This is a genomic window from Pedobacter ginsengisoli (genome assembly GCF_030244015.1).
Lineage (GTDB): Bacteria > Bacteroidota > Bacteroidia > Sphingobacteriales > Sphingobacteriaceae > Pedobacter > Pedobacter ginsengisoli.
This window is the reverse complement of record NZ_JASSYX010000001.1, coordinates 1076465-1093587: the sequence shown is the minus strand read 5'-3', so window position 1 is coordinate 1093587 and position 17123 is coordinate 1076465. Positions and strand designations below refer to the sequence as shown.

The following is a 17123-nucleotide window of genomic DNA, read 5'->3' as shown; positions in this document are numbered from 1 at the left end:
TTGAGTCCTAAGCATACATTTGCAACATCATTTAGCGAAAGCTAATCAAGTCAACCTTCTTCACTTTAAGGTTTGATTTATAAAGAAGTGGCGAGAGACAGGCTCATTGACCCACTGGCAACCCTCCCAAAATGGAGAAGGTGCCAATTCCTGACCAGAAGGCATGGTGCCCTTTGGAAAGATAAATTGAAACAAAATGAAAACAGTAAGAATCATTACAGATTTATTTAGTAATTGTTGCAGGCAGCACAGCACATATATGTGCTGTGGCATACAATAATCTACAAAATCTTCCCTTTGTATTTAGATCCAATAGGAAGGCCCTGCCACCAGGGTACGCTAAATAACTATACGCAATAAAATTTCCAGTTTTTATTATTTAAATTAAAATAACATGTCAGCATCTCATAAATTCGAAACATTACAGATACACGCAGGTCAGGAAATAGATCCTACCACCGGAGCAAGGGCCTTACCTATCTATCAGACTACATCTTACGGCTTTAAAAACTCCGAACATGGCGCAAACCTTTTTGCGCTAAAGGAATTCGGCAATATCTATACCCGTATTATGAACCCCACTACGGATGTTTTTGAAAAGCGGATTGCTGCCCTTGAAGGCGGTGTAGCCGGTTTAGCTGTTGCATCCGGTCAGGCGGCGCAATTTATTGCGTTAAATAATATCCTGCAGGCAGGTGATAATTTTGTTTCCTCATCTCATTTATATGGCGGCTCTTACAACCAGTTTAAAGTTGGTTTCAAACGTCTGGGTATCGAGGTTAAGTTTGCCAATGGCGATGATCCGGAAGATTTTGAATCAAAGATCGATGCCAATACCAAAGCTATTTATTTGGAGAGCATTGGAAATCCTGCTTTCAGCGTGATAGATTTTGAGAAAATATCTGCTATTGCCAACAGGCATGAGCTGCCGCTGATCGTTGACAATACTTTTGGCGCTGCAGGTTATCTGTTCAAACCATTGGAACATGGCGCCCATATTGTAGTTCAGTCTGCAACAAAATGGATCGGCGGCCACGGCACCAGTATTGGTGGTGTAATCGTAGACGGAGGAAATTACAATTGGGGAAATGGTAAGTTCCCGCAGTTTACTGAACCTTCTGAAGGTTATCATGGCCTGGTGTTTAATGATGTTTTCGGATCAGCTGGTCCGTTTGGAAATATACAGTTCATCATTCGCGCCAGAGTGGAGGGTTTAAGGGATTTTGGCCCGGCCATCTCTCCTTTCAATTCGTTCTTACTGATACAGGGCTTAGAGACCTTATCGCTCCGCGTACAGCGGCATGTGGATAATGCCCTGGCTCTGGCGATATGGCTTGAAAATCACGAGGCCGTCAGCTCAGTAAGTTACCCGGGACTGGAAAGCAGCCCTTACCATGCAAATGCGAAGAAATATTTGCAAAATGGTTTCGGTGCCGTACTTTCATTTGAACTCCACGGAGACAAACAGCAGGCCAGCAAACTGGTAGACAGCCTTAAACTGGTTAGCCACCTGGCCAATGTGGGCGATGCCAAGACGCTGATCATCCAGCCTTCTGCAACCACACATCAGCAATTGAGCGATGCAGAACAAGCTGCAGCCGGTGTAAAACCCAATCAGCTCCGTGTATCGGTTGGAATAGAACACATTGATGACATCAAAGCAGACTTTGAACAAGCTTTTGCTGCTATAAAACTTTAAAATCAAGCATTAATACCCCAAATGAGTAACACTGCAATATATAAACACAGCAAACAGTTTAAATTGGAAAATGGCAGGAAGCTGCGTCATGTAGAGATCGCCTATCAAACCTACGGCAAACTGAATGCTAAAAAAGACAATGTGATCTGGGCATGCCATGCGCTAACGGCCAATGCTGATGTGCTGGATTGGTGGAAGGGGCTCTTTGGAAGCAATGACCTCTTTAATCCCGAAGAACATTTTATTGTATGTGCTAATGTTTTGGGTTCACATTATGGTTCCACCAGCCCGTTGAGTATAAATCCGGTTACCGGGCAGCCTTTTTATCTGGCTTTTCCTGAATTCACCATCAGGGACCTCGTGGCGGCACATCGTTTGCTTGCACAGCACCTGGGCATTGACGAGATCAGGGTGCTCATCGGCGGTTCGCTGGGCGGGCAACAAGCACTGGAATGGGCGATTAGTGACACTTCGATTGTGAAGAATCTGATACTCATAGCTACAAATGCTGTTCATTCTCCCTGGGGCATTGCTTTTAATGAAAGTCAGCGGCTTGCCATCAGTACAGACCGCACTTTTTATGCGCAGCAGCCGGATGGCGGATTAAAAGGTCTGAAGACTGCCCGGAGCATTGCCCTGCTTTCTTACCGGACTTATGATGCTTATGCGGCTACCCAGCTGGAGAGTGTCAATGACAAAACCTCTTCTTTCAGGGCCTCATCTTATCAGAACTACCAGGGTGAAAAACTGTGCAAGCGCTTTAACGCTTATAGTTACTGGTACCTGAGCAAGGCTATGGACAGCCATAATGTAGGGAGAGGCAGGCAAAGTGTAGTCGATGCACTTGCATCTGTAAAGGCCAACACGCTGGTCATAGGTGTTGAAAATGACGTTTTATTCCCTTTATCGGAACAGGATTTTCTGGCCAGGCACATCCCGGGTGCAGCTTTTCACAGCATTAAATCTGCGTATGGACATGACGGTTTTTTGATCGAAACCGATATTTTAACCAATATGATCGGTAATTTTTTAAAGGAAAGCATCAATAAAAACATTATTAAATTACATAAAACAGCATAGTACACAAATGAGCAAGAAACTTAAGATTGGTTTGTTTGGTTTCGGTGTAGTCGGACAAGGACTGCATGACATCATCCGCGGACAGGACTTAAACCTGGAAATCGTTAAAATAGCCATAAAGAACGCTGATAAAAAACGTAGTCTTGACGCGCATCTGTTTACGACAGATCACGATGAGATCCTGGGCAATGAAGAGATCAATACCATCGTCGAACTGATAGATGATGCAGATGCAGCATTTACCATTACAAAAAGAGCTTTGATCAGTGGTAAAAATGTCGTTTCCGCTAATAAAAAAATGATCGCCCTTCATTTGGCAGAACTGGTGGCACTGCAGGAGCAATACGGTGCTTCTTTGCTCTATGAAGGCGCCGTTTGCGGCAGTATCCCGATCATCCGTAACCTGGAAGAGTACTATGACAACGAGCTGCTCCACGGCATCAGTGGCATTTTTAATGGCTCGTCGAATTATATTCTTTCCAAAATATTCAATGAGGATCTGGAATATGGTGTTGCGTTAAAACAGGCGCAGGACCTGGGTTTTGCGGAAACTGATCCAATCATGGATGTTGGCGGTTATGATCCTAAGTTTAAACTGGCCATTGCCACGGCCCATGCTTATGGTCTGTTTATCAATCCGGATAAGATCCTCAATGTTGGCATTCAAAATCTGTCTGACAATGACATCAGGTATGCCAGGGAAAAGAACTTCAAGATAAAACTGGTACCTACTGCAAGAAAGATCAGCACCAAACAGATTGTGACTTATGTATTGCCAAAATTTATAAAGACTGATGATTTTCTATACAATGTGGAAAATGAGTACAATGGCGTAACTGTTCAGGCTGCTTTTGCTGATAAACAGTTCTTTTTTGGCAAAGGAGCCGGCGGCCATCCTACGGGTGCTGCTGTGTTGTCTGATATTGCTGCATTGAGGTATGACTATCGCTATGAGTACAAAAAATATCACCAGCATAATGGATTGGTACATACGGACAATGTAAATATTGAAGTGTATTTGAGGTATACACATGAATATACTGTAGAGAAGCTTCAAATTGAAAACATCAGTGAACGCTTTTCACGCAATGACTATAAATATGTGATCGGAAACGTGAGTTTAAAAAACCTGCTGGCCAACCGGGACCTGCTGGAGCAAAAGGACATCTTTATTGCGCATACTGGGAGGTATACTTATACTGAACAGCAGATTCAGATGGTCGCTGAAGAAGAGGTATTATTTAACTAGATTACTTTTTATTAATTGTTTTGATAGCAAAAAGGCCCCGGTTGGGGCCTTTTGCTTATATGCTATATTTCCCTGCTGACATCCCAGTTTTCCAGGTAATCTGCCACTCTTCTTACAAAGGAACCTCCTAGGGCACCGTCTACTACCCTGTGGTCATAAGATAAAGAAAGGAACATCATATGTCGAATTGCGATCACATCACCGAATTCGGTCTCCAATACTGCGGGCTTCTTTTTAATTGCGCCTACAGCTAAGATGGCAACCTGTGGCTGGTTAATGATTGGCGTACCCATTACATTACCAAACGAACCTACATTGGTTAAGGTAAACGTTCCGTTTTGCGTCTCATCAGGCTTTAACTTTGAATTTCGTGCCCTGCGGGCCAGGTCATTTACCGATTTCGTTAATCCCACGAGATTAAACTGATCTGCATTTTTAATAACGGGCACAATTAAATTACCGCTTGGCAACGCAGCAGCCATCCCGATGTTGATGTCTCTTTTTTTAATGATCTGTGTTCCGTTTACGGAAACATTGATCATCGGAAAGTCTTTGATCGCCTTGGTTACTGCCTCTATAAAGATTGGTGTGAATGTGATCTTCTCATTTTCACGTTTTTCAAAGCCGTGTTTGACTTTCTCCCTCCACATCACCATATTGGTTACATCGGCCTCTACAAAAGAAGTCACATGCGGAGCGGTCTGCATGCTCATGACCATGTGTTCAGCGATCAGCTTACGCATCCTGTCCATTTCAATGATCTCGTCTCCTCCATTTAGACTGGCAGCAGGCGATACAGCAGATTTCACAGGAGCGTTTGAAACGGTTTGATCTGGTCGGTTTGCCAATATTGCGGCAGCAGACGGATTTGCTATTTCAGGTGCGGTATTTCCTTTTCTGGTTTGAATATAAGCCAGCAGGTCATCCTTGGTCAGTCTGCCTTCTGAGCCCGTCCCATGCAGGGTGTCCAGTTCCTCAGTGGTAATGTTTTCCTGGGCTGCAATATTTTTTACCAGTGGTGAGTAAAAACGGTCTGAGCTGCTTTTCCCGGATTCCGGCTCAGCTTTTTCTGCTGCCGGAACATCGCCCTGCGGCGCCAGTTGTGACATACCTGGAATGTCTTCAACCGCATGACCTGCTGCAGTACCTTCCGTTTCGATAATGGCAATTACCTCACCAACCTGCGCCACTTCATCTTCTTTAAATAACTGCTTAATTAATTTACCGGATACCGGTGAAGGAACTTCTGAATCAACTTTATCGGTAGCGATCTCCAGGATTGTGTCATCAATCGCGATCATATCACCGGGCTGCTTAACCCACTTAATGATGGTTGCCTCTGCAACACTTTCCCCCATTTTTGGTAACAATAATTCGTATTGAGCCATCTTTTATTTTATGATTGATATCGGATGCAAAAGTAAAGTATTTCGCAGACTTAAACATAATCCTTCCGAAGTTCATTCAAAATCATACTCAAAGCAGCTATCGCTGAGCGTTCTATATTTTGAGCTCTTTTGTTTCCGAAGGTAAATAATTTTGCTGTAACTCCTTTAGGACTGGCTACGGCGATCCAAACTGTACCTACAGGTTTGTCAGGTGTTCCTCCTTCAGGGCCCGCTATACCGGTAACGGCTACCGCATAGTCTGTTTTAAAACGGGCTATGGCTCCCTGCGCCATCTCTCTTACTGTTTCTTCGCTCACCGCTCCAAATTTTTCAAGGGTCTCGTGCGTAACTCCCAAAACAGACTCCTTAAGCTGATTTGAGTAAACCACTGCCCCGCCTGTGTACACGGCCGAGCAACCCGGATGCTGGGTGATCAGGTGCGCAATATATCCGCCGGTACAGCTTTCTGCAGTGGAAAGCGTAAGCTTTCTCTCCTCCATAATATTGAGCAGGGCCTTTTCCAGGGCAATATCTTCTTCTACCACTACATACCTTTTTATTTTGTCGGCGATCTGCCGGGCGTAATGATCTACTTCCTGTTTTAAAACAAGTTCGTTAGTCCCGGAGCCACTAAGTCTTAATCGTACCTGTCCTAAACGGGGCAGATAGGCAAGTTTAATGTGAGCAGGCAGACTGTCTTCAATACCTGCTATTTCAGCAGCAAGAAAAGACTCGCCGATACTCGCTGTGAGAATGGTTTTATGAAAGATATGAGGCAACCGAAATGAATTGCTCAGCCGCGGCAGGATCTCTTCCTCCATAAGGTACATCATTTCAAAGGGAACACCAGGCATTGATACGATCACATTACCATCATGCTCAAACCACATACATGGTGCTGTGCCATTCTTGTTCTGGATGACCGTGCATCCATCCGGGACATCCGCCTGAAGCATGTTAGATTCGATCATTGGCCTTTTTAACCTGGCAAATATCCCTTGTATATGAATCAGTGTCTCCTCATCACGCCGCATACCCATGCCGAAATACTTCGCCAGGGTAAATTTAGTGATGTCGTCCTTGGTAGGTCCCAACCCCCCGGTAATGAGAATGATCTGCGCCCGCTTTTCTGCCAATTGTAATGCTTCAGTGATGTGTTCTGCATCATCAGACACCGAAGTGACCTGTTTTACTTGTATACCTGCCAGGTTCAGTTGTTTGGCCATCCAGGCTGAATTGGTATCCACAACCTGGCCTATCAGGATCTCGTCACCAATTGTAATGATTTCAGCTAACATAAAATGGGATTAGAATCGGGTAAAATATTGTTTTCTCTTGCTCAGCTTTAAATCCTGAAGTATTGATGCCTTGACTTTTATATCTACCGAATAGGATTGATATCTCCCGAAGGGCACCCAGCTAAAGCTCATGTCCCAGCAGTGCAGGTCTCTGTAGATTGAAAAGTTGGTCTGGGAAAAGGTCTTTGCCTGAAAATCCCAGCCCGAAGTAAACTGTACCTTCCACTTAGGGGTGATATTTGCATCGCCGTTAAAGTTTAACGTGTTTGAAACATTACTGTTTAGTCCAACTGCGTCTGTACTGTACTGAAAGCTATAACTGAAGGCGAAGTTCCAGGGAATTTTAAAATCGACAAATGCATTCGGATCGCGGCTTACCCTGGCCAGTGCGTCAGACTGTTCCTGTGTCATCGCGCCCTTTTCCACCTGTTCCTTTAAATTATCTTGGTTTTCATTTCTCTTTTTCAGGGCTTCGGGATTGAAACTGTAGTCAAAAGAGAAGCCAAAGCTTGTTAAACGGGGCAGTCTTCCTGCCTGCCAGGTGTATTTGTCTACAAGATTTCTGTACTGTACTCCTCTGGAGTCCCTGACAGCTACATCTGAAGCATCTACACTGTCCTTATACTGGTAAGGATTAAGCGTGCCATAATAGTTGATGCCCAGTTTATCTGTAAACTGTGATCGGCCGTTAAAGCTCAATGTAGACAGCTTATAGCTTTTTGCAAGAAAATTATAAGAACCGCTAAGACCAAGCCCTTGTATAACGGGTATTTTCTTATTGCCCTTTCCGGTGGAGTCATTTGGGGTAAGAACTTTCGCTTCCACTGTGTTGTCTATCCCGAAAGAAAGGGCTGCTGAACGTCCTGAGCCCGGACCACCATATAAAGTGCTTTCAAAAATAGAATATTTAAGCGGCTTGCCATCTGTTCCGATTACGTCTGTACCGTCTGCATATTTTGCTATTTTGTAATAACCTCTTTTCGGGTCTGAAAAATCCGGCGTATAGGTGAAGCCTACCCTTGGGGTCATCACGTGTCTCAGGGCTTTAAAATTGCCAAACTTATTGAACTGGGCTGTGCTGTAAATCTTGGTAGAAAGGCCCACATTGGCGTTGTATTCTGCATTTCTTTTAAATCCGGGTATGGTATCAATGATCTGTACGTCAGAACTGTTCACCACCCTCACATAAGTTTTTTCTATGCTCTGAAGCGACCACCTTTCCTGGTAAGTGCCCCCCATATTAAAATTAAAATTACTTACTGCAAAAGACATGTTCACCGGGATTTGATGACTCATTCCATTGACGAATTTATTGAGGGATTCTCTTTTGAACAGTTCGCTTTCCTTAGTATTGATCTTATTGCTGGCCTGCATACTATATCCAACTGTGATCTTCTGATACCATTTTTGCTCTCCGACCCGGTCTTTAGAATCAAAAGGGCTAAAAGTAGGGATGGAAAAATTGAGATCAGGCAAGAGTAAATCCACCGTTTTGTTTTGGGTTTCCTGCCTGCCGCTCGCCGTTATGCCCAGGTTCATCCCATTGTCCCACACTTTTCCATAGCCAACGCTTGATTGTAAGGTGTTTTTTGCTGACTGATACGGATCATAACTTCCTCCGGCGGCAGTATTGGCATCATAACTTGTCGTTCCCGCATCTACGGAAGCTGAGAATGACGTCCCCGGCTTTGCATTTGCATTCTGGCTATGGCTCCATAAGATCTTAAAATCTTTAATCTGGTTAAAATCCGGGCTGCCTTCAGAGCCGTACCTGGAGTTGGAATACCTCAGGTTGATGTTGCCGTTGTATTTGTATCTTTTGGTATAATTGGACAGTAGCGAAGCATCGTATGAACCCCTTGTATAAATGGTACCCGTGATCTTTGCATCCCAGTAGTCACTTAGCCCGAGGTAATACCCCCCGTCCCGCAGGAAGAACCCCCTGGTATAATCCTCACCGGGAGATGGCATAATTATCCCTGATGATTTTTTGTTGGGCTTGGGGAAAAACGCAAAAGGCAATCCAATGGGCAGAGGGATATCCTCAATTTTTAGGTACACCGGACCGGTGATGATCTGGTTGCCGGTCACAATTCCTTTAGTGATATGGATGCCGAAGTGAGGATGGGGCAAATTACAAGTACTATAGGTCTGGCCTTTGCTGTGAATTTCATCGTCCGGTTGTTTTTTGGCTTTTCCCCCGGAAAAAAAACCGCCTTCCTGCTCGGTAAAAACGTCCCAGATCTGGGCTTCCAGTGTTTCGGTGTTGTATCTTAATGAATCTGCAAGCGAGGTGCCCTGCCCTTCCATTTTTATAATGGGTCTGCCTATATACTTACCCTTTGAGTTGGTTGTACCGCGTGCAAAGAGCATTTTTGTACTGTCATTATAGGTAATATAATCAGCATCCAGCTCCAATCCCTGATAAATCACCCTTGCACCGCCGTACAGGTAAACAATTTTTTTGTCGGGGCTGAACCTGGTTGAATCTTTTGCCGAATATTCCAGTTTTTCACTTGCAACTGTATCTTTTGAGCTGGTATCTGTAACCATTCTTTTAGTACCAGTTCTTTTTGTCGTATCGTTCTGTCTGATCACCTGCTGCCAGGAAGATGAGGAAAAAGCAGCAGCCCGATTACTAACAGATGTTAATAAAACAGTTAAGTTAAGAAAAATGATATACCGTAAAAGTTTCAAATTCGTGTGTGAATGTTATTTTTGCATTAATGTTTAATCCAAAACGTTCAAAATTAATGAAAAATATACCATTGCTCAGACCAAAAGCTATTTTGATCGTATTTATTTCTTTAGCAATCAATATTGTATCTAGCTATCAAGCATTTACGCAAGGATATAAAATAAAAACTATCGTAATTGACGCTGGTCATGGTGGTAAGGATGGCAGCACCAGGGGGCTTTATTCCACTGAAAAGGACGTTGCACTGAAGACAGCCTTACATCTTGGCGCGGCTATTGAGGCAAACATGAAGGATATAAAAGTGATTTATACCCGTACTGAGGATGTTTTTATTCCACTTTACGAAAGAATTGCAGTAGCAAACAATGCCAAAGCCGATCTTTTTATCTCTATCCATTGCAACGATATGCCTGTTCACAGGTCAACCGTAGTAACGGGATATAGAAGAAACAGCAAAGGAAAAAGGGTGCCGATAACCAGGACTGTAAGCAGAAAAAGCACTTCAACAAGAGGAGTAGAAACATTTGTCTCGGGTATTGGCAGGGTAAACGAACAGGATGAAGCAATAAAAAGGGAAAATGCAGCTATTTTTCTTGAAGAAAACTACAAAGAGAACTATGAAGGATTTGACCCCAACAACCCGGAAAACATGATCATACTTTCTCTGATGAAAAATACGTTTAGAACACAGAGCCTGAGGCTTGCAAAACTGGTACAGGATGAATACATCAATGCCGGCCGTATAGACCGCGGTGTTCAGGAAAAAAGCCTGGCCGTACTGGCGCGCGCCGGGATGCCCGCCATCCTCACAGAGATCGGATTTATCAGCAATCCTGAAGAAGAGGATTACATGAATTCTGAAACCGGACAAAATGAAATCACCAATTGTTTATTAAAGGCCATAGAAAATTACAAAAAGAACCTCGAAGGATAATTACAAACTAAACCGCATTTGAATGAGATTAAACAAAGTTTTGCTTCCGTTATCATTTCTATTTTTTAGTTCACTAGTCACATTTTCTCAGGGTTACAAGGTTAAAACTATTGTTATAGATGCTGGTCACGGCGGCAAAAAACCAGGTGCCAGGGGGAGCTTTTCATTGGAAAAAAATGTGGCACTTGAAGTAGCCTTGAAGCTGGGCAAAAAGATAGAAGAAGAAATGCCGGAGGTTAAAGTGCTCTACACCAGGAAAACAGATGTTGATGTAGATTTTTACAAAAGGGCCGCACTTGCCAACGACAACAAGGCTGATCTTTTTCTGTCCATACATTGTAATTCCATGCCTGACAGAAGAGTGATAACAGGTTATACCCGCAATAAAAAGGGCAAAAGAATTCCCAGATACGGCTATCGAAAAAACACAGTCACCAGCGGGACTGAAACATTTGTCGCGGGTTCACACCGGTTAAATGAACAAGATGCTGCCATTCGCGAAAACGAAGACATCAAACTCGAAAAGAATTACAAACAAAACTACAACGGCTATGATCCCAATGATCCTGAAACATTTATTATATTATCTTTGTTTAAGAATTTATTCCGGGACAAAAGTCTGAAACTTGCTAGGTTAATCCAGAACAACTATACCAATGACGACGGCAGGGTTAACAGAGGGGTAAAAGAACAGGGTTTATTGATCTTGCAGCGTTGCGGATTACCTGCAGTACTTACTGAGATTGGATTTATTTCCAACCCCACTGAAGAGAAGTACATCAACTCGGACAGCGGACAGGCGGAAATTGTAAATTCTATTTTTAAAGCAATAAAAACCTATAAAAAGGAAACTGAAATCAATTAAGTTCACAGCACCTGTATAAAAAAACACTCCTTTAAATGAAGATAGCGAACGAAACCAAAGTGGGCATACTGGCAGCCTTCTCCATTGCCTTATTAATAATTGGTTATAACTTTTTAAAAGGTAATGCCATATTTTCAAGTGAGACTGTTTTATATGCCAGATATTCGCATGTTGACGGGCTGGCGGTATCCAAGCCGGTGTTGATCAACGGCTTTCAGATTGGACGTGTAGACAAGCTCCAGCTTCAGCCTGATGGCTCTATTTTAGCTACGCTGAAGATCAAAGGCAAATATGAAATTCCAAAAAGCAGTATCGCCAAACTGGAAAGTACAGATCTGCTGGGCAGTAAAGCTATAGTTATGGCCCTGGGTTCGGGTGATGATTATGCGCAGGACGGAGACACTTTAAATGCCAATGTTCAAAAAGGCATACTGGAAACCGTACAGCCGGTACAAAAGAAAGCTGAAATGATCATTGGCAAGATGGATTCAATTTTAACCAGTGTAAACTCAATCCTCAATCCCAATTTCCAAAAGAATGTGGACAAAAGCTTCAACAGCATATCGTCTACCCTTGCGTCGCTGGAATCTACTTCCAAAAAAGTAGATAACCTTGTCGGGTCTGAAGGATCACGCGTTTCTGCTATACTGGCCAATGTAGAAGCCATTTCAAGTAACCTGAAACAAAACAATCAAAAGATCAGCGCCATCCTGAACAACATCAATTCCGTTACAGACCAGGTGGCTGCAATGAACTTCAAACAAACCCTGGATAATGCGAATAAAGCAGTTGCTGATCTGCAGACCATCGTTGGCAAGATCAATAACGGTCAGGGTTCATTAGGGTTGCTCGTAAATGACGCCAAGCTATACGACAACCTGAACAATGCCTCTAAAAATCTGGACAATCTGATGATCGACCTAAAGGCAAATCCTAAGCGATATGTTCATTTTTCAGTATTTGGTGGCGGAGGTAAAAAGGATCAGTAAACTATATCGTATAAGTATTTCCTTCAATTGCCAGTTCAGTTTGTTCAAAGACAGACCTGGCTTCTTCCAAAAGTGCCTGCAATGTCTTATATCTTGATGAGAAATGCCCGATCAGCAGTTTGGAGGCCCTGGTGGCTTTGGCGATCTCCCCGGCCTGCCGCGCAGTGGTATGATGTGTCTGATTGGCCCGGTCGAGCATTTCATGCAAAAAAGTAGCTTCATGGTACAGCAGATCACAGTCTGAAATACTCTCAAAATACCCTTCATCCAGTAAGGTATCTGAGCAATATCCATACCTTCTAGGTGTATCTGAATCAGTGGTGTATTCACTGTTTAACAATATCCTGCCATCCGGTAATTCCAGGTCTATGCCTCTTTTTAGCAGGGGATAATAATCAATATTGATTCCTTCAGCCTCTAATTTTTCCACGATTAGCTTGCGCAGACGCTTCTTTTGGGTAAACATAAATCCGGTGCATGGAATTCTATGGTTCAGGATTACGGTATCCACGACCAGGTCGTTATTTTCAAATATCTGTACCGGCACTGTAGCTTCTGTGACTACAAATTCTATCGGGTACCTGATCACGGTTTCTGAATACTTAAACTGCAATGCCAATATCTCCTGAAGGGCGGCCGGACCAAAGATTTTAAGTGGCTTGATGCGTCCGTTCAAATGCAGGCTGGACAAAAGGCCAATCAGCCCAAAATAATGATCACCATGCAGGTGACTGATGAATATAAAATCTATTTTACTTGCCTTAAAGCCATATTTGATCAATTGCTGCTGGGTGCCCTCCCCGCAGTCGATCAGGTAAAACTTCTCATTACAATTTAAAAGCTGAGCTGTTGGATTTCTATTGTGTACGGGAGTAGCAGAACTGCTGCCTAAAATGGTAACCTCAAACTTCATTAACCCAGATCTACTCCACCCAGCAATTCCTTCTCGATTTCATCCATAAAGATCAGATCAGTAGCTTCATCCAGTTTGGAAACAATTGTCAGGGACTGATCCAGATTAGACATTTTCAATATCTTAGCTACCACATCATTGACACCGGTCACGATAAAGAGGCCATTTGCTTTTTTACAGAGCCTGTCGCCTACCAGCAAGCTGCTCAGATCCTGGGAATCATCACACTGTTTGATGGATGACAAGTCCAAAACTATATTTCGGAAACCCTCTGCATTCAATAAAATGAACTCAGATTTCAATTTAGGAGTATTTTCGTTAGTAAACTTAACTTCATCCATTCCTAAAACAACATATTTTTCGTGCTTATCTATTGAAAATTTCATGATACTGATGATTGAATTAAAAACGAAAATAAGTAAAATTTACCAATATTAAATCAAAAGCTGCCCCAAAGCCGCGGTTACGTTTTGTCCGATTCTTTTGACCACATCGTTTGCTTCGTTTTTCACAAATGTATCTCCCGTGATCTGCTCATACAGCTCAATATAACGGTCTGATATAGAATTGACAATTTCAGGGGTCATCAGTGGAACTACCTGCCCGTCCTTGCCCTGAAAACCATTTTCTATTAACCATTTGCGTACAAATTCTTTAGACAGCTGTTTTTGAGGTTCATCAGCATCCTGTCTTTTTTCATATCCATCCGCATAAAAATAGCGGGAAGAATCAGGTGTATGAATCTCATCGATCAGATAAATCTCCTCACCCACCTTACCAAATTCATATTTTGTATCCACCAATATCAATCCACGTTCTGCAGCCATTTCCACACCACGCTGATACAGCGCGTAAGTATAATTTTCCAGATAGGTATAATCAGCTACAGATACAATGCCTTTAGCTAAAATATCTTCTTTTGAAATGTCTTCATCATGCCCTACCGATGCCTTGGTAGTGGGCGTAATGATCGGCTGTGGCAGCTTGTCGTTTTCCTTTAACCCTTCAGGTAATGACACCCCGCAGACGCTGCGCCTTCCTGCACTGTATTCACGCCAGGCATGTCCCGCCAGGTAACCCCTGACAACCATCTCGACCTTGAAAGGCTCACAAATGCGGCCGATCGTTACCATTTCATCCGGGGTATCAATCACCCAGTTTGGGACTATATCTTTCGTAGCTGCCAAAAACTTTGCAGCGATCTGGTTCAGCACCTGTCCCTTAAAGGGAATTGCCTCCGGCAGCACCACATCAAATGCAGAAATTCTGTCGGTTACAACCATGGCCATAAAGCGGTTGTCAATGGTGTATACATCACGCACCTTTCCCTTATAAAAATTTGTCTGCTTAGGGAAGCTGAAATTTGTCTCTTTTATTGCTGTCATTTCTATTACTGTATATCTCCGTAGGCCTTTAATATCCTTTTTACCAGTTTATGTCTTACCACATCTTCACCGGTCAGGTAAATGATGTCTATACCCGGTATGCCATCAAGGATGCGCAATCCATTGTGCAGTCCAGACATCTGTTTTTTCGGCAGATCTATCTGGGTCACATCACCTGTCACTATAAACTTCGCCGAAGGGCCCATACGCGTCAGGAACATCTTCAATTGAAGGTCTGTAGAGTTTTGGGCCTCATCAAGAATTACAAAGCAATTGTCGAGTGTTCTTCCCCTCATAAAGGCAAGCGGCGCAATCTCAATCGTCCTGTTCTCCAGATAAACCTTTAGTTTCTCTGCAGGGATCATATCGTCCAGAGCGTCATATAATGGTCTCAGGTACGGATCAACCTTCTCTTTCAGATCTCCGGGCAAAAAGCCTAAGTTTTCACCCGCTTCAACTGCAGGCCTCGTTAGTATAATCCGTTTGATCTCTTTATTTTTCAATGCCCTTACGGCCAGTGCCACCGCAGTATAGGTCTTTCCTGTTCCGGCAGGGCCAATAGCAAACAGCACATCATTTTTATTGATGCTGTCTACCATTCTTCTCTGGTTAGCAGTCCTGGCTTTTACCATCAGACCATTTGTTCCGAAAACGATCACCTCACCTCCGCCATTTCCTCCGGCGGTCTTTTCCGGTGTGGCAGCCTCATCTTCAGAAGCAATTTTTTTTGAAGCAAGAATGCTTTCCACATCACTTGCCAGCAAGGAACTATACTTCTCCAGGTGACTGATCAGGTAATGGTATTTTTTTTCAAACACTTTCAATTCCTGTTCATCACCAAGCACTTTCACCTCATTACCCCGCGCTACTACTTTCAATTTTGGAAAAGCATTTTTGATGATCTCGTAATGCTCATTATTTGCTCCCCAAAACTGTACCGGATCTACCGATTCTAATGTTAATTTTAGTTCGTTCAAAATATTGTTTTTTTGATTGAGGTGTATATTCTGATTTAAAAATTGAATATTTGTACGCGATTTGCCGCCTACGCAAGATTAAGAATAAATATTCAATTTTTAATGGCTATTATTACTTTAACAACAGATTTAGGTTCTAAAGATTTTTACCAGGCTGCACTCAAAGGAAGCATTCTGAGCATCTTACCTACAGCCAATATTGTTGACGTAACACATGAGGTGCCATCATTTAATATTTCTTATGCAGCATTCGTCCTTAAAAATGTATACCCTTATTTTCCAAAAGGCACAGTGCACCTGATCGGTATCGACTCTGTATTCAGTGAAAACACAAAATACATTGCTTTAAAATACCGTGACCACTTCTTTGTCGGGGCGGACAATGGTATTTTTTCTTTGCTTTTTGATGAAAAACCAGATGAACTCGTGGAGCTCAACATCATGCAGGATCTCAAATACCTGCACTTTCCGCTGGTCGATATATTTGTGAAAGCCGCGGTACACCTGGCCAGGGGATCCAAACTGAAAGATATCGGTGTGCCAACAGACAGCATAGAGCAAAGGATGCTTTTAAACCCGGTCATCGAGCGCGACATCATCCGCGGAAGTGTCATTTACATAGATACCTTTTGCAATGTGATTACAAACATCACCAAAGATCTGTTCACCAGGATTCAGAGGAATCGTGACTTTACACTTTATTTCAGAAAAAGCGAAACCATTACCCAGCTCAGCTGGCATTATAATGAGGTACCTGAGGGCGAAAAACTCTGTCTGTTCGGAATTAGCAATCACCTTGAAATTGCCATAAACAAAGGAAAAGCTAGCGGACTACTGGGCCTGCACCTCAGTGATATTATCCGGGTTGAATTCCATCCATAAAAGCAATGAGGGCATAGAGTTTGCTTATAATTATTTAAAAGACCCTGGTATGATCAAACTGTTATCTTTCCTGCGCTTGCCGGTACTGACCTTTTTCGCCATCTTCCTGTGCACCTACGGCTTCTCATTTTCAGCCCGGGCGTTTCAGGCCGACACCAGCGCTTATCAAACCCAGCGGTTAAAAGTAAACTCCTTACTCACAGAACGCAGTAACAAATTTGGGCAATATGATCAGAGTTTAGATCAGCGTACAGGCATTTTTGGTTTTCAAACCAAGCAGGATATTAAAAATTCCAATGAGATATTGAGACAGATCGTACTTAACGACAACAATATTTTTAAGGAGCTGAAAATACTGATGAATTACAAAGACCAGGAAGTGCAGCAGGCCCAGCGTAATGCAAACAGTACCAATAGCCGGATTCAAAATTATAGGCTGTCCATCAAAAAGCTTCAGGACCAGAATGAACTCCTCAAAAAGGAAGCAGAAACTCTGAAAAGCGGACGGACACTATCGGTCAGCATCGCTGTCCTGTCAGTGATTGCGTTATTGGGTACCATATACTTTTTCAGAAACAAGCTTAAAGTTGCAAAACAATCTTAATGGTACCGCATGAAAAAGCTGTTCTTTAAAATATTGGTAAAGATCAATAAGGCGGTGCTGCCCAGTCTCTATCAAAAAGATCCGATGAAACTGACTATGCTGCAAAAAGCAATATTAGCTTATCGCTATTGGGCATTGACACGATCTTTGTAGGCAGTCAGT

At 42.9% G+C, this 17123-nt stretch carries 16 protein-coding genes and 1 riboswitch; of the genes, 9 read left to right on the top strand and 7 right to left on the bottom strand.

The genetic code is table 11. The annotated features are described in order from the left end of the window. Window positions 1-74: 74 nt before the first annotated feature. Window positions 75-188, top strand: a riboswitch (SAM riboswitch). A 206-nt stretch (window positions 189-394) separates the two neighbouring features. Genes QEP08_RS04725 through QEP08_RS04715 form a run of 3 tightly spaced genes read left to right on the top strand, consistent with a single transcriptional unit; the run spans window position 395 to window position 4028 of the window. Next, entirely contained in the window at window positions 395-1699 is a 1305-nt protein-coding gene (locus QEP08_RS04725; RefSeq protein WP_285056263.1) for an O-acetylhomoserine aminocarboxypropyltransferase/cysteine synthase family protein, read from the top strand. Between the two features lie 21 nt (window positions 1700-1720). After that, on the top strand, window positions 1721-2779 hold the full coding sequence (locus QEP08_RS04720) for a homoserine O-acetyltransferase family protein (RefSeq protein WP_285056262.1): 1059 nt from the start codon (window positions 1721-1723) through the stop codon (window positions 2777-2779). Window positions 2780-2786: 7 nt separating this feature from the next. Next, on the top strand, window positions 2787-4028 hold the full coding sequence (locus QEP08_RS04715) for a homoserine dehydrogenase (RefSeq protein ID WP_285056260.1): 1242 nt from the start codon (window positions 2787-2789) through the stop codon (window positions 4026-4028). Between the two features lie 62 nt (window positions 4029-4090). On the opposite strand, the gene QEP08_RS04710 is transcribed toward QEP08_RS04715, so the two are convergent. From QEP08_RS04710 to QEP08_RS04700, 3 genes are read right to left on the bottom strand one after another with little or no spacing between them, the layout of a single operon-like run. Further along, window positions 4091-5416, bottom strand: a complete 1326-nt coding sequence (locus tag QEP08_RS04710) for a dihydrolipoamide acetyltransferase family protein (protein ID WP_285056259.1) — start codon at window positions 5414-5416, stop codon at window positions 4091-4093. 50 nt (window positions 5417-5466) lie between these two features. Beyond that, complete coding sequence (locus QEP08_RS04705) at window positions 5467-6714, bottom strand: competence/damage-inducible protein A (protein WP_285056257.1); 1248 nt, start codon at window positions 6712-6714, stop codon at window positions 5467-5469. Window positions 6715-6723: 9 nt separating this feature from the next. After that, window positions 6724-9312: a putative LPS assembly protein LptD gene (locus QEP08_RS04700; protein ID WP_285056255.1), complete on the bottom strand. Its 2589-nt coding sequence runs from the start codon at window positions 9310-9312 to the stop codon at window positions 6724-6726. A 155-nt stretch (window positions 9313-9467) separates the two neighbouring features. Here QEP08_RS04700 and QEP08_RS04695 point away from each other — a divergent pair, with 155 nt between their 5' ends. From QEP08_RS04695 to QEP08_RS04685, 3 genes are read left to right on the top strand one after another with little or no spacing between them, the layout of a single operon-like run. Beyond that, window positions 9468-10346, top strand: coding sequence for an N-acetylmuramoyl-L-alanine amidase family protein (locus QEP08_RS04695; protein ID WP_285056253.1), 879 nt, complete (start codon window positions 9468-9470; stop codon window positions 10344-10346). Between the two features lie 22 nt (window positions 10347-10368). Then, on the top strand, window positions 10369-11211 hold the full coding sequence (locus tag QEP08_RS04690) for an N-acetylmuramoyl-L-alanine amidase family protein (RefSeq protein ID WP_285056252.1): 843 nt from the start codon (window positions 10369-10371) through the stop codon (window positions 11209-11211). 35 nt (window positions 11212-11246) lie between these two features. Continuing rightward, on the top strand, window positions 11247-12200 hold the full coding sequence (locus QEP08_RS04685) for an MlaD family protein (RefSeq protein WP_285056250.1): 954 nt from the start codon (window positions 11247-11249) through the stop codon (window positions 12198-12200). A 1-nt stretch (window position 12201) separates the two neighbouring features. Here the strand turns inward: QEP08_RS04685 and QEP08_RS04680 are convergent, their stop codons facing one another. The 4 genes from QEP08_RS04680 to QEP08_RS04665 are packed head-to-tail and all read right to left on the bottom strand — an operon-like array spanning window position 12202 to window position 15475. Next, the gene (locus QEP08_RS04680) at window positions 12202-13113 is read right to left on the bottom strand and encodes a ribonuclease Z (RefSeq protein WP_285056249.1); all 912 of its coding nucleotides are present in this window, start codon (window positions 13111-13113) and stop codon (window positions 12202-12204) included. Next, window positions 13113-13499, bottom strand: a complete 387-nt coding sequence (locus QEP08_RS04675) for an STAS domain-containing protein (RefSeq protein WP_285056247.1) — start codon at window positions 13497-13499, stop codon at window positions 13113-13115. Before QEP08_RS04675 ends, QEP08_RS04680 begins: the two co-directional genes overlap by 1 nt. Before the next feature lie 48 nt (window positions 13500-13547). Then, complete coding sequence (locus tag QEP08_RS04670; RefSeq protein WP_285056245.1) at window positions 13548-14498, bottom strand: phosphoribosylaminoimidazolesuccinocarboxamide synthase; 951 nt, start codon at window positions 14496-14498, stop codon at window positions 13548-13550. 5 nt (window positions 14499-14503) lie between these two features. Beyond that, the gene (locus QEP08_RS04665; protein WP_285056243.1) at window positions 14504-15475 is read right to left on the bottom strand and encodes a PhoH family protein; all 972 of its coding nucleotides are present in this window, start codon (window positions 15473-15475) and stop codon (window positions 14504-14506) included. A 102-nt stretch (window positions 15476-15577) separates the two neighbouring features. Between QEP08_RS04665 and QEP08_RS04660 the strand changes: the two genes are divergently transcribed. Genes QEP08_RS04660 through QEP08_RS04650 form a run of 3 tightly spaced genes read left to right on the top strand, consistent with a single transcriptional unit; the run spans window position 15578 to window position 17114 of the window. Continuing rightward, window positions 15578-16357 carry an SAM hydrolase/SAM-dependent halogenase family protein gene (locus QEP08_RS04660; protein WP_285056242.1) on the top strand — a complete coding sequence of 260 codons (780 nt, stop codon included), beginning with the start codon at window positions 15578-15580 and terminating at the stop codon, window positions 16355-16357. Between the two features lie 49 nt (window positions 16358-16406). After that, a complete protein-coding gene (locus tag QEP08_RS04655) occupies window positions 16407-16961 on the top strand; it encodes a hypothetical protein (protein WP_285056241.1) in 555 nt (184 codons plus the stop codon). A gap of 9 nt (window positions 16962-16970) precedes the next feature. After that, on the top strand, window positions 16971-17114 hold the full coding sequence (locus QEP08_RS04650) for a hypothetical protein (protein WP_285056239.1): 144 nt from the start codon (window positions 16971-16973) through the stop codon (window positions 17112-17114). The last annotated feature ends 9 nt before the right edge of the window (window positions 17115-17123 follow it).

Excerpts from the sequence above, each read along its gene's own strand:
- QEP08_RS04725 (WP_285056263.1), top strand. The coding sequence starts at position 395 with ATGTCAGCATCTCATAAATTCGAAACATTACAGATACACGCAGGTCAG.
- QEP08_RS04720 (WP_285056262.1), top strand. The coding sequence starts at position 1,721 with ATGAGTAACACTGCAATATATAAACACAGCAAACAGTTTAAATTGGAA.
- QEP08_RS04715 (WP_285056260.1), top strand. The coding sequence starts at position 2,787 with ATGAGCAAGAAACTTAAGATTGGTTTGTTTGGTTTCGGTGTAGTCGGA.
- QEP08_RS04710 (WP_285056259.1), bottom strand. The coding sequence starts at position 5,416 with ATGGCTCAATACGAATTATTGTTACCAAAAATGGGGGAAAGTGTTGCA.
- QEP08_RS04705 (WP_285056257.1), bottom strand. The coding sequence starts at position 6,714 with ATGTTAGCTGAAATCATTACAATTGGTGACGAGATCCTGATAGGCCAG.
- QEP08_RS04695 (WP_285056253.1), top strand. The coding sequence starts at position 9,468 with ATGAAAAATATACCATTGCTCAGACCAAAAGCTATTTTGATCGTATTT.
- QEP08_RS04690 (WP_285056252.1), top strand. The coding sequence starts at position 10,369 with ATGAGATTAAACAAAGTTTTGCTTCCGTTATCATTTCTATTTTTTAGT.
- QEP08_RS04685 (WP_285056250.1), top strand. The coding sequence starts at position 11,247 with ATGAAGATAGCGAACGAAACCAAAGTGGGCATACTGGCAGCCTTCTCC.
- QEP08_RS04680 (WP_285056249.1), bottom strand. The coding sequence starts at position 13,113 with ATGAAGTTTGAGGTTACCATTTTAGGCAGCAGTTCTGCTACTCCCGTA.
- QEP08_RS04675 (WP_285056247.1), bottom strand. The coding sequence starts at position 13,499 with ATGAAATTTTCAATAGATAAGCACGAAAAATATGTTGTTTTAGGAATG.
- QEP08_RS04670 (WP_285056245.1), bottom strand. The coding sequence starts at position 14,498 with ATGACAGCAATAAAAGAGACAAATTTCAGCTTCCCTAAGCAGACAAAT.
- QEP08_RS04660 (WP_285056242.1), top strand. The coding sequence starts at position 15,578 with ATGGCTATTATTACTTTAACAACAGATTTAGGTTCTAAAGATTTTTAC.
- QEP08_RS04655 (WP_285056241.1), top strand. The coding sequence starts at position 16,407 with ATGATCAAACTGTTATCTTTCCTGCGCTTGCCGGTACTGACCTTTTTC.
- QEP08_RS04650 (WP_285056239.1), top strand. The coding sequence starts at position 16,971 with ATGAAAAAGCTGTTCTTTAAAATATTGGTAAAGATCAATAAGGCGGTG.